This window comes from Pseudomonas sp. GW821-FHT07G10 (assembly GCF_059418545.1).
Genome location: NZ_JBWKQB010000026.1, coordinates 26339 through 39881 on the forward strand (window position 1 = coordinate 26339; position 13543 = coordinate 39881).

The 13543-nt window shown below is 54.5% G+C and carries 5 protein-coding genes; 3 read left to right on the forward strand and 2 right to left on the reverse strand.

What is annotated here, in order from left to right:
- Positions 1 to 91: 91 nt before the first annotated feature.
- Together AC07O1_RS23825 and AC07O1_RS23830 are read right to left on the reverse strand one after the other, a co-directional pair.
- Complete coding sequence (locus tag AC07O1_RS23825) at positions 92 to 5005, reverse strand: RHS repeat-associated core domain-containing protein (RefSeq protein ID WP_495090346.1); 4914 nt, start codon at positions 5003 to 5005, stop codon at positions 92 to 94.
- Between the two features lie 58 nt (positions 5006 to 5063).
- Complete coding sequence (locus tag AC07O1_RS23830) at positions 5064 to 5615, reverse strand: hypothetical protein (RefSeq protein WP_495090347.1); 552 nt, start codon at positions 5613 to 5615, stop codon at positions 5064 to 5066.
- Positions 5616 to 5815: 200 nt separating this feature from the next.
- Here AC07O1_RS23830 and AC07O1_RS23835 point away from each other — a divergent pair, with 200 nt between their 5' ends.
- The 3 genes from AC07O1_RS23835 (at position 5816) to AC07O1_RS23845 (ending at position 13513) form a co-directional block, all read left to right on the forward strand.
- The gene (locus AC07O1_RS23835) at positions 5816 to 7594 is read left to right on the forward strand and encodes a hypothetical protein (RefSeq protein ID WP_495090348.1); all 1779 of its coding nucleotides are present in this window, start codon (positions 5816 to 5818) and stop codon (positions 7592 to 7594) included.
- Positions 7595 to 7641: 47 nt separating this feature from the next.
- Entirely contained in the window at positions 7642 to 10035 is a 2394-nt protein-coding gene (locus AC07O1_RS23840) for a hypothetical protein (protein WP_495090349.1), read from the forward strand.
- A gap of 79 nt (positions 10036 to 10114) precedes the next feature.
- Positions 10115 to 13513, forward strand: a complete 3399-nt coding sequence (locus AC07O1_RS23845) for a hypothetical protein (RefSeq protein WP_495090350.1) — start codon at positions 10115 to 10117, stop codon at positions 13511 to 13513.
- Positions 13514 to 13543 lie beyond the last annotated feature (30 nt).

The following is a 13543-nucleotide window of genomic DNA, read 5'->3' on the forward strand; positions in this document are numbered from 1 at the left end:
GGAAATGAAAAATAATAATAAAAAGGCCCCATTCCTCTCTGCGAGACTGGGGCCTTTGGAAAATCGTAACTAATGGTTAGTTACGGAATTATCACTTGGGCAGCGCAATAGTTCTGATGAACTGACGTTCGTAAACAAATTCATTACCTCCATCTACGCGCCAACTACCTCCTACTTTTGTCCATTGACCACTTGCGGTGGGTTGTGCAGAAGACACAGGAAGAGGCCTATTGGTTTCTGGCGCTGGCGTTGGCTTTCGAGGCGCGAGTGGAGCGTTGTAATCTACTTCGGGCTCAGGAGGTGCGGGGGGCGGAGACCCCGGGTTACTCGGGATCTTCCTGCTGGTCTGCGTGGCTCTGCTGACCATCTCAGCGTCTAGCCCGGAACCTGCCTGGCCCGAACGGCCGGCTCCTGTGTTGGACAGCGCTCCGGCCCCACGACCGTTATTGGTCGTTGCGCCCATTAACTCATTGATATTACCCAAGTCAGCCTTAAGCTTGGTATGCCAACTCGCTTGTGCAGCAGCATTCTTGGCCGCATTGGCAGCGCCTTTGAACGCCTGATAAAGGCCGAAACCACCGAATGCGACGTCCAGGCCGCCCGAGATCAAAGAACTCGTCTGGTGTCTCTCGCGATCCATCAATCTAGTCGCGGTAGTGGCCTTGACGCCCTCATAGATACCATAAGCACCGCCGCCGATACCAATCGCCGTAAAGACGGTGGTGCTCGCGACGGCTGCCACTCCAACGGGTGGAAAAACGACCACCGCCGCTATTGAAAGCGCGATACCGACCGCCGAAAGTACTGCCCCCAACACCCCCATCCAGTTAACCCCCCGATTGGCATGCCCCGTGGGATCGACAAAGTTGATCGGGTCCCCCGCGCAATAGACGTAAGGATTGACCCCGCCGGCCCCGAACGGGCTGAACGAGTCCGGACTATGAAAGCGCATCAGCGTCGGGTTATAGGCCCGGTAACCTCGGCCAAGCAGGTACCAGCCGCTCAGTTCGTCGCGCACTTCGCCGTTGAAGCCAAGCAGGCATTGCAGGTCGTCATCCGTGCTGCGTTCGCCATAAGCGCCGTACACTGCTTTGCGCAGTTCGTTTTGCCCGCTTTCGGCGAGCACGCTGTTTTTGCCATCGGTCAACAGCAGCAGGGTTTGCTCGGGGTCGTCCTGCTGTTGCTGGCCCAAGGGCTGGTCATTGAGGTACAGGTAGTGGATTTTTTTGTCGCCTTGCTCGGTGCTGCTCAGGCGTTCGTCCTGATAGAAATGCAAGGTTTCGGTTTGCGTACCGCGGATGACTCCCAGCAAATGGTTATGCGCGTCATAACGGTACTGGCTGACGTTGCTGCCGTCGGCATCGGTGACGCGCAACAACCGCCCTTGGCTGTCGTAGTGCAGGGTCTGGTCGTTTTCATCGTGCAGCAGGTTGCCATCTTCGTCGTAGTCGAGCACGCAGCTGGGCGGATAGGCGGGGTGGCTGTGGGTGACTTTAACCAATTGACACGGATCGCTCTGGGCGAAAGAGCTGATGGCTTCGTCGCGACTACTGTCCGCAAAGAGCGTGTACACCTCGGTGACATTGTCCAGCGCGTCGAAGGCGAACAGTTGCTCGCGGATGGCGTTGCCGTAGCGGTCCTTGGGCAGGTTTGTACCTTCGCAGTTGTACTGCACCATCCGGCCGCGCTGATCGTAGTCGAAGGTCTCCAGCAGCTCGGTCTGGTCGCCCAACTGCAGGTGTCGGCTTTGCAGCTTGCTATCGGCACGGTAGGTCTGAATGATGGTCTGGTTCGGGTGACCTCCGCTCAAGGTCATGTGGCGGATGATTTCCCGGCCCTGATCGTCGAAGGTCAGGCCGGTTACCAACTCTTGGTCGGTGCTTTTGTTGCGGGTGGTAATGAGGCTCACTTGCCCCAGGTTGTCGTAGTCGAAGGTGGCGAGGATCTGGCCCTGAGTGACGCTCTTGATCCGGGCCTTTTCGTCATAGGTATAGGCGCAGGTCAAACCGTTGGCATCCAGACGGGTCAGCGGTCGTCCGCTCAGGGTGTGGGTATAGGTGGTTTCCCATTGTTTACCCGAATGTATGTCCTTCCAGCGTTCGCAGCGCAATTGGCCGGTGGAATTGTAGGCAAATGTATTCTCGCCCTGAGTATTTTGCGACAGGGTCAGTTGCGCGCTTTGATCGTCGTAGTTGAAGCTCGATTGCTCGTCCGGGGCGATGCTGCCGACAGGCGTGCCTACCAGCCCTGGCTTGTATTCGTAGGTGATGGGCTTGTTGCTGGCGGTGATCATCGTACTCACCTGAAGCTGACCACCTTGATACTGGAACTGCTGAAGACGCGGGCCGACCTTCAACGTGGTCCGGCGGTCAAGGCCATCGTAGGTCTGGATGCCGACGCTGACAGCTGTCCCGCTGGCGGTAACGTCCAGGCCGACAGGCAATTCGCTGCTGCTGTGGGGCGCATAGGTGCGGCGGATTTCAGTGGAGTCGGGCAGCGTTGTGGTCCGCACCCGGGAGAACAGGTCGTACTCAAAGCGAGTGGACTCGCCCATTTCGTTGATTTGCTCAACACAGTTGCCCAAGCCGTCATACAAGTATTGACGCTCACTGACGAGCTTCCCGTCGGCGTCCAGTGCCTCGATTTTGTCTTCCTTGCCGAATCGGTTGAGCGTCGTGCGACTTCTGCCGCTGAACTTCACCGGTGCCCCGGCGCTTTCGGTCCAGGTGTGCAGGGTCTGTGTAGACGGATCGTTTTCGGTGACGTGTGCCACACCATCAGGCCCGATGACCTTGTATTGCTCTCCCCAGGCGTCGTATTGAAAGGTGCTGGTCAGGGGGACGTCTTTGCTGCCTTCCCAGTCGGTAGCGGTCTCGCTGGTCAATTGCCCAAGGTTGTTGTAGGTCGCGCGGTAGGTCTCGCGGAACGCCTGCGGATAGCCGTCCAGGGCGTCGGCGTCCTGACGCTCTTCTTTAAGCACCCGGTTCAGCCCGTCCAGCCAGGTCTTCGTTTCCACGCCTTTGACGTCGGTGGCAATTTGCAGCGCCTGCTGGCCAACCCCTCCATTGGTGAGCACATAGGCATAGGTGCGACTGGCCACGTAGTCTGTGCCCGGCGCCACGGTTTCCTGGGTCACACGGCCCAGGCGATCGTATTGGTAGCTGATTTCGGCGTCGTTACCGTCATTGCTGAGCAACTTGATACCGCTCAGCAGAGCATGTTCCTGAATGATGACTTTGCGTACCGGTTTGGCCGCGTTGTCGTCAAAACCGATCAAGGTGCTGACTGTCCGCAATGCCATTGCACCGGCACGGGCGTTACGGGTGATGCTGTAGGCGTATTCGGTGGTGGTCAGGGTATCGGCCTGGCCATGCAGGGTCTGCTGCATCTGGCTGATGAGCCCATGCCGTTGAGGGTCTTCAGGGGCGCTGATGTACTCATGGACAATGCGCCGTAATTCCGTTTGCGCACGGCCATCGACCCTCTGCGACAGTGTCTCGTTGCTCAAGGCCAACCAGGGGCCGCTGCCGGTCAATCCCTGATATTCGGCGTAGCGATAACGGGTGTGCAGGGTCGGTGCACTGCCGTAATCGGAGTGGGCCGGGGTCACGGTTTTGCTCTTGAGGTTGCGCACAAACCCCTGCGGATCGGCCGGGCAGCCGTCTTCGCCTTCGGCTTTGTACCACTCGCTGGTTTCGGTCACGCCGTTGGCGTTGACCTGGGTCAGCAGGTTGCCGAAATTGTCATAGGTGGTACTGACCACTTCGGTGTGCCGGGGCACGGTGGTGCTGACGTTGCGCCAGGTCCGGGTCACGGTTTTCGGCAGTTGGCAATACGCCGGCTGGTCCTTGAAGTTCAACCGCGGGTCGATGTAGTACTCGGTCTCGGTCACCAGCAGGGTGTCGTCTTTTCCGGCAGCGGCGGCCTTTTGCGACACCTCTTCGCGCACCATCAGATGAAAACGGTTGAAGACCCGTCGGGTTTCTCGTACAGGCTTGCTGCTGAAGGCGTCCCAGAGGATCTCGGTGGTCTGGTACTGATAATCGCCGGTGACTTTATAGAGGTTGTCCAGGCCATCGTCGCTCCACGACACGCCGCTGCCAAAGCCCAGAAAATTTTTGTCGGCCTTGTCGTACTCATAGCGGGTTTCGATCGGCGGCTGGCCACAGCCGGGATCGCGCACGTGGGAGGCAACCCGGGGCAGTGTGCGCTCGGTCAGGCCTGGAAAAAGGTGCGGCGTACCCGAATAGCTGACGGTTTCATGGCCGCCGGTCGGGGTGTACACGTGCTTGAGGCAGGTCAGGTCGTTCAAGAAGGTGTAGTCGAAGCGCCAGGACGCCTTGTCCTCGGTCGGCAAGACGATGCTCCTGGTTTCACCGCCGACGATAGTGAGCACGAACAGCGCTTCGAACGCGCTACCCGGGTGCAGCTTGAGCTGCAGGGTGTTGGGGCTGCGCTCAAGGCTGAGCAGCGGCGTGCCGTCGGCATCGCGGATGCGGCTGAGCAGCGGGTCGGTGCCGAAGGCCTGGTACTGGAGCGTGACGCTGTGGCCCTGGGGCGACAGCATTTGCACCGGCATGGCCAGCTCGCCTTGTCCGACCTCAAGAATCTCCACCAGGCCGGATTTATGCTCGACTCGGTACGTCGTTTTGTTATTTTCCTGAAACTCATGGAAGTGAAAAGAGTCGAGTTTCTTTTCCGGAATGACCGATCCGTTTTCGCCCTGATCGACCCGGAAGCTTTCGCCGGTGTACAGCGACAGCACCCGGCTGTTGGGATTGAACTGCGAGAGTTGCAAGTTCCAGCCTTTGCCGAAACCGCTGTCACCGCTATTGAGCGGGTTGAAATTCAGTTGCAGCGGCACCACCGGGCCGCACAGGTGATTGGCCTTGAGTTCGGGCAATGAAATAGCGCAGGTGTATTGCCCGGTACGCGGATCGACCTGGCTTTGTATGAAATTCATGAAGTTGAAGGCGTTAGAGGACACGGACGTGGAAATGGCCATGGAAAGAGCCTCGTTACAAACGGGGAAGATAGTGATACCAGACAATCAACGGAGGTGATTAGTTGACCGGTTGAGAGCGTTCGATATAAACGCAGCTGAGTCGCTCGTTCAGATTTTTGGTTGCCAAACCAGGCCCCACGTAAGCGTCTTCCACACGCGTATTTTTTTTCGTGATCAGTTCGCCAGCCTTCGAATTTCTCAGCCCGTCAACGGACAGGGTTGCAGGAAGGTTGGGGGGCTGTGACCAATCAGTCGGTTGTTTAACGGTTTTAAGTTTGAAGTAGAAATTATCGTTGGATTTACCATCCGAACAGCTTTCGTCTTCATAAAACTGAATTAACGTGGCCGAAGGGACATTCTCCAGCCAGAAAGTGGAAACCATATTGTTTTCACAATATTCATTGCTTGCACCGAAATTAAAGATCTGGCTTTTTTCGGGTACGGCTAATGTGCACTTTTCTTCACCTTTATCATTGTTGAAGTGTATTCGCCCATACCCGCTCCGAGAGTCGTCTTGTTTGACCGGAACGGTTTGCGCTGCGGCGAAACTGCTCATCGCGCACAACATGATCCCCGCACAAGTGGCCAGTACTGTTTTTGAATAATTCATTATCGTATACCTCGAATCGGGACTGTGTGAAGTGGGAGTGATGTTGCCTTCTGCCCGACTTTAGCACCGAAAACAACGTTGACAACCTAGCAGTTCTGCTAGTACCGCAAGTGATTAATCAAGCGTAAAACGTATGAAATATTCGGGTTTTTTCGTGGGCTAAAGCCCACGGTTTTTAGTATTAGCGTGAGGAAAACAACATGGCAGGAGAACTGCAGGGGCCGATCATTCCACTCTTGATCAACAATACAATTGATCCTCAAGCCTTGAACGGTGGGCCACTCCAAACCTATGCCAAGTACGATAATCCTGAACTTGGCGATACCCTTTATCAGAGTTGGCTCGGCCGCGCGCAGGACGGTACGCCGGTAGATGTTACGGGTATCCCGATCGATGTAGATCCGGCCAATGAGGGGGAGTGGGGTTTCCTGATGGAGATCGCCAATCACTTTGTGCAGGCATTGGATAAGGGGCAGGTGTTCTATTCGTTTTTTCTTGAGCGTGCAGGCGAGCCAAGGAAAGAGTCCAGAAGAATCCATTTCGGTATCGGCAAAGACGGTCTGTTATCCGCCCCCCAGATAAAAGAGTCCCATGATAACCAGCTGGATCCCGACGCGATTGAAGGCTCCAGCATGACAATTGCGGTAGTGCCTTACACCGTCATGTCCAACGGTGATGTGGTCAAACTTTTCTGGAAGGGAATACGCGCTGATGGTAATCCCGGTCCCAGCGTTGGGCCCTTTACCAAAACCTTGAGCGATACCGATACCGATCCTGCCAACAACCCGGGGCAGGTGCTGAGCTGGACAGTGCCAAGAATCAGCGCCGTAGCGCTGCGCGGGGGCTCGATAACCCTGCATTACGAAATCACCTATGCGTCGCCCACTGCACAGGCTGACACCGTGTCGGCTGAGCGCACGATTCTGGTGACACCGCCCACGGCGCCTGAGCTTGCAGCACCGAGTGTCAAGGACCTGACCGGCACCGTGATCAACCCCGGCCAGTTTCCCGATGGCATTCGCGTGGTGATCCCGGTTTATCCGGGCATTCGCATTGGTGACGAAGTGCTGGTTTACGGAACACGCACCGGACCAGGCAGCGGCCCGAACAAGAACACCATCCAGTACTTGAAAATCGACCGATCCATTATCGACAGCGGCAGGATTGAAGTACCGATCGCGGCCCAGTGGCTGCTGGACAATCGTGGTGGCGCCGTAACCCTGCGCTACCAGTATGCGCGAGCCGATGCCGCTGGTTCCGGTATCCCGCTGGAGCTGACGGTGCGAGAACCCTTGGTGTTGCCGACACCGACGGTTGATCACAGTGTGGTGGGAGCCGGGAATCGAGACGAGCTGAATCCGATCAGGGCCATCAACGGTGCCTATATCGCGATTCCGTTCGCAGCCACGATCGGTGACGGGGATACGGTGACGGCGTACTGGAAGGGCTTCGGCGCCAGTGGTTCGTGTGAAATGCGGGTTCCCAGCCAATTGGAGCCGATGAAGTTCAAAGTGCCCTCGACCGTATTACCGCCCAACTTCGGTAAAACCGTTGAAGTGACGTACGGCGTAGCCGGACAAGACGCCGAACCTCCTTTGCAACTCTTTGTTCGCGAGCTTGCCAGCCATCCGTCCATCGCATGTCAAGGCATGCAGATTGGTTCACCGGCCACCTTGAAACTCTCGGATATCCCCGCAGGGGGCGCCTTGGTGAGCGTGGGGCTCTGGTCATTCATTTCGACGGAACAAACAGTGCGACTGTGGCTAACCGCCAGCGGCATTCCAGAGCGGGAGATTATTACTGTACGTCCGGTCACGCCTGAAGAGCGCGCGGGTGGTGTCACGGCTCGTTTATTGACATCACACCTGGCGGGTATTGCGCTGAATGCGACATTCACCTTGAGAGTCAGCGTGAGTTTCGATGGCGGCAATACAACAACCGTATTCAAGAACCCGTTGCCACTGAAACTGTTGGCCTGACGTTGGGTGCAGTGCTGTTCAATTGTTTATTTTGGAGTGATCGAATCATGAGCAAACAAACGTTGGCGCAATTAGTAAGCAGTATGCAAGGTAAATCCCTGACCTATGGTTGGGACGCAGTGACGCTCTACGATCAACGCAAGGCCAATGAGCTGTTGTTTCAGTTGTATGTCGAGCGGTTCAATACAGAGGATGGTTATATTGAGCCTGTCACCATGGTAATGCCGTGGGGAGACGATAGTTACAAGGAGCATCTCTACAACTTGAAGCTGAGTGCACCCTGGCTTTCATTTGAAAAGTCTGCCCCCGATCAGCCAGCCCGTGCTCGTCTGACCATGGATATGGTCGGCGGTATGATTGTCAGCACAAAGAAATACTCTGGCGGCGCGACCTTTGTTTCGAAAATGCTGCAAGTGCTGCCGGTTGGCGGGCCGCAATTGTGGATGGATCAACCCGTGACAAAGGGCACCGTCACCGGCCCTGGTGCAGTGTTGATTGATATCAGTAATGCAACTAACTTCAATGCAAACTTTGTGATAGGTGCACTTACCCAGAAACAAATCGGGGATCGTTTTGAGGACTATTTTCAGAAAACGTTAACCCCGGAGCAGAAGCGTTTTTCATTGGGAAGTTTGAGTGGTGACCTGAATGGCGTATTGACCCCCAAAAATTTCGAAATAAGGACGATGGCATCCAACCCTCTCGCGGTGATGGGGGCTGAAAACTACGGTGACGGCGCGGTCATGATGTTCATTACCTTGAAGGATGGTCAGGATTCCACCAGCTTCCCCAATAAAAATTCTACTTATCTGATACCAACAGATGAGGGAGGGACCAAATACACCGGAGCGATGTTGCTCTCGAGTCGGGTGCTGTTCGACAAAATCATGCGAGGGCCGGCAACTGAAGATATCGGAAACGGGATAAGTTTTCTGGATTACACTCCGGGGAATGGTGGAGGACAGGATATTGGCTGGAGTTTGCGAGGCCGTACCGGTGGGATCGCTGAGAAATTCACTCATCACTATAGAGTTCGCGCCGATGATTTTGATGCGACGTTCGAAACGGATTTGCACTCGGATTTCAATCTGGATGAGGGAGGGCCTGCCCTTACAATAAAGGGTGGTGGTACGCGCATTGAGTTTACATGGAATAAAACATACACCCCTCGATACAGTCGGGTGATTCATTGGAGCTGGCCATCAGGTGATGAATGGGATTATGGCGATTTAAAATTCGTATGCAACTACAGTGTTAATTTTGATGTCGCTTTAGATAAAAACACGGGTGTCGTCAGCTTCAAGCGTAATATGGATTCATCTGTGTTCAATATGGAAATGACGGGGTATGAAAATTTACCTGATATAGGGAACGTAGGTACCCATATGGTCCCTAAAATTGTAGATTTTTTCCGTCCTAAACTCCTTGAAATACTCAAGGAATTATCAACGCCCACCCTTGACACCTTCCTCATACGCAACCTCCTATTCCCCGGCCATAACGCCTTGCAACTGACCGAAGCGTTCGTCCCTGGGGATCTCGCCGTATTTGGTCAGATCGATCCGCTTCGCACTACCACGGTAATGGCGCCCTTGAACTCGACCATCGAGGCCGGCAGTACCTTGCAATTCAGCTTGACGCCCATGCCGCAAAACGTCGAATGGAGTGTGAGGGATGTGGACGGGGAGATTGCCGCTCCGGGCACGATCAGTGCGACCGGATTGTATACCGCGCCGACTCGAGACGCATTGCCCGATGGCTTTGTCACGGTCATCGTGACCGCCCAAGGGACTTTGGCCGGAAAACCTGTACAAAGCTCAGCCTTGGTCTCGGTGCTCCACGGCGCCCTCGTGGTCAACCCGATGTATGACAGTTGCGACCCCGGCGACACTAAAGAGCTGTCTGCCCAAGCGTTAAGTGGAGACCAACTGGCGTGGAAAATTCTGACACCGCAGTGGGGCTCTACGCTGGCAGTGGTCGCAGATGACTCCAACAAACGCGCGTATACCGCTGGCGGCAGTGATGACCCCGCGATACCGTTTTCTGTGGACAAGATCGAAATTAAAAAAACCACTAATGGCGTAGTGTCTTACGCCTATATCCACGTCTTGATCCATAACCAGATGATCGGGACCCCGTTGCTGATGTCTGAGGCGAGCGATCCATCAACGGGTAAGGTTCAATTTGAGATCAGGGGCAAAAAAGGCCCTGTAGACCCGAGCCTTGTGATTTGGAAGTTGCTCGCGGGGGAGGGCACCTTCAATGACAAGACCGGTGATTATATAGAGCCGGTGTCCCCGGCCCCGGGTAGTTTTATTGTGGTGTCAGCCACACTTGAAGGCGATTTTCAGGATACCCATGCCGTCGCAGCGATTCCGCTACCCCTTGGTAAATACGCCGAATTGATTAAAACAGTAAACGTCACCCTGAGTGCAGGTTGACCCCGCAGGATATAACGCCGGCGACTGCAACCCGGTTGTCGGCACTTTCCCTTTTAGCGCTACTGAAGGTAAACACGTCATGGCTAACTATTCATTGGCTGAACTGACTAATAGAATGCACGGCAATTCAATTACCCTCGGCTGGGACGCTGTGGTGTTCATGAACCGCGCCAAGGTTAATAGCCTGTTAGAGCAGCAATATATTACCCGCTTCAATAGCGACAGCTTTATGAAACGGATCTTTGGTGCGCCGGTAATGACTCCGGATGGCAAGGAAGTGCTCGAGCTGAGCGGGCTGATATTAAGCCACCCGCGTTTGAGCTTCGAAAAGGCTTCTTTGCGTGATTCGCGAGTGACCGCGACCATGGATATTGTCTCGGGCACCGTCTCGTATGTGCGCAAGGGCTCCAAGCAGCTGCCAGGGGCCGTCCTCTATAGTTACATGGTGAGCGCCAATCTGGGGCATACCCTCACCATGGACATCGACCTGGCCAAAAGCACGGGCACGGTCAATGAACAAGGCAGGGTTATTCTCGATCTCGGCACGGGCGTTAAATGCAGCTGTAATCTGGTGAAAGAGTCCAAGGCCCAAGAAACGCTGGGGGAATTTTTCAGGGACCTGTTCCTGGAGCAAAAACCCGAGGACCGGGTTTACGAGCTGGGTATGCTGGACCTGCGGGACGCCGATCTGCTAGCACCGAAGTCCTTCCAGATCCGGACCATGGCGACCGATGAAGGGAAAGACCTCACCTCCGACGATTACGGTGAAGGGGCGGTGGTGCTGTTGGTCAGGACCAAGGGCAATCCGGAAGATGGGAATGATCCGGCGGAAGAAGCGCTTGATTATTTGATTCCCAATGATCGGGATCCGGCGACGGGTAAAGCTATTTATTCGGGATCGTTGGTGTTGGCCAGTCGAGTGATGTATGACTGGTATATTCAGGCTTTTCTGGAGAAACAGATTGGTAACAACCTTGGATTTGAGCGAGTGTCAGAATCTAATGGGATTTCTCGAACATTACGAGCCATTGCGGGAAAGTTCGATATCCCTGGTATTTCTCTTGAATGGAACTCTCGTAATTCGGCTGATCAATACAAATTAACGAATCTGGGTCCTCTGGGTATTGAGTTTTTACATTGGGATCCGAATGAGTCGTTGAACGTATTGAGTGACGATAAAGGTAGATGTGTACTCGAATGGAATAGCAAACAGACGCAGCCCTTTAATCTTTATGGCTATAATCCGCTTATTATTGTTCCTCCTAGATACTTTAATAAGCCTTTTAATATCTATGCTTCACCTGCAGTGAATATCATTCTGGATCCGGTAGTCGGATCCAATAATACGGTTGCATTGAAGCGATTGCCAGAGTCGGTCGTTGACTGTCCTATAAATCTGGATGAATATTACGCGTTGGGAAGTGAAAGGTTCCATGAGCACTTCGAAGCCGATTTCGTAAGGCAGCTCACTCAACCGATAAATGAAAAATTTACCTCTTTCGATAATATTGAACTTCCCGAAATCAGCGCCCTGGCCATCAGCAACCTGCTATTCCCCGAACGCAATGCCCTGCAACTGACCGAAGCGCGACTGCCGGGCGATCTGCTCATGGTCGGTCATATCGACCCGAAAGAAACCACCTTTACCCTCGACCCTCTGCTGCCGGTGATCAAGGCCGGCGAGAAACAAACCTTCACCATTCGGCAACTGGGCTTAAGAGCTGAGAATGTCACCTGGACCGTTCGCGCTGTCGAAGGCGCGGCGCAGGGCAGCATAACCAATGGCGAGTACACGGCGCCGGCCGCTCAGTTACTAGGAGGCACCGCCGTACGCAACGTGGTCACCGCGACGTATGTGGACCAGGCCACCGGCAAGGAAGTGACGGCCTCGGCATTGCTGACAGTGGTGCTGGCCGGCCTGGTGGTGACGCCTTCGATGTCGCAGATCAACATGAGTGATCGCAAAAGCGTGACGCTCAAGGCGACGTCGTTAGGCGGCGGTTCCTTGAAGTGGACGCCGCGGGGAAGCGTAGGCACGCTGATTCCCAATGGGGGCGAGGCCACCTACACTCCGCCGGCAACGGATCTACCCGACGGCACGCTGCAGGCGGTGCTGTTCGATGTCGAAGATACCATTACCCGCGAAAAAACCGTTGCCACGGTATTGTTGACTCAAGGGAATTTCGCGCTGGACATCACACCGGCCTTCCATCCAGGGGTGAGGCCTGACCGCTCTGCATTACTGAGAGTCCCGAGCCCTTATAAGCCAGAGCAGTTTAAATGGGAAGTGGTTGCCGGGGGCGGGGAAATTGATCCACTAACTGGAAAGTTTACCGCGCCCAAGGTTATTTCGTCACCTTACAGTGTCGTGAAGGTGACCTATGAGGATGACTTTTTCGATACGCTCGGCTACAGCATCATTCACTTATCCGAGTACGCCCGGCAGTCGAACTGGTTCGAGATGGATGTATTCGATTTTGAAGTGACCGCCATGCCCCCCACGGTGTACGCCAACGGCCTGCAACAGGCCAGGGTAGTGGTTCGGGCGCGGCCCAGTGATGTCGACGGCCAAGAGGTGGAGTTGTCGGACAGTGAATTTGACAGTATCCGTCTTGTTTCGGCAGATCAAAAAATTCCGTTACCGCAGGTGGGGGCGGACGGCGTACCACAAGGCGGTAAGTGGCATTACAGCGAGGCTGAAAATAATTTCGACAAATACCCTCATCAACGCCTTGCTCCTACATTAAAGGTTCAGGGGAACAAGCCGAATGCGTTGCGCGTCAAGGAATTTTTCGTTCAGTGTCATAAAGTCGAAGACCTGCGTGTCGCTGCCATGTTGCGCAGCGATAGCTATGAGACGTTCTATTCCAATCCCTCCGCTGATGACGGAGAGGCTAATCACACAGTCGTTAACCTGGTCGCCGTTAAACCACCGGAAGGGGGGACCGTGGGCGGTGTGGTATTTCAATTAAGTGACCCTACCCGCGTGGGTGTTGGCGATGGAGACGATGAAGACGATCTGAGCACGCTGGATTACTATTATTTGAAACTGTTGATCAACAACCAACAGGTGTCTATAAAGAATATCAAGTTCGTCGGCAACTCGAGCATGGTCAAGTGGGAAAGTGATACCTCACTTGAGGATATTCACAGTATCACCGGGTATGCCCTTCGCGATGATGAAAACGATGATGGCGATACTATTTTGCATATTGATGAGCTTCTCATGCGGCGCTTGCGGTTGGGCGAGCAACTTCAGCTTCCAGCTGAAACTGTTCAACGAGGGTTTCCAGTACCGGAAGGTGAAGTATTGTTCAGTCTGCAACGCCGTGAGTACTGGCGATACGATCAATATGCGAATGCCGATTTCGGCTCGGCCCTCGATGTGATTGTTTATGACCATTATGGAAATGAACACAGTGTAAACATTGGTTTCGATGGTACTAATCGAAACAGGCTTAAGATCATCGGTCAGTAATATCGGCAACTCTGTCGAGGCGCGACCGAT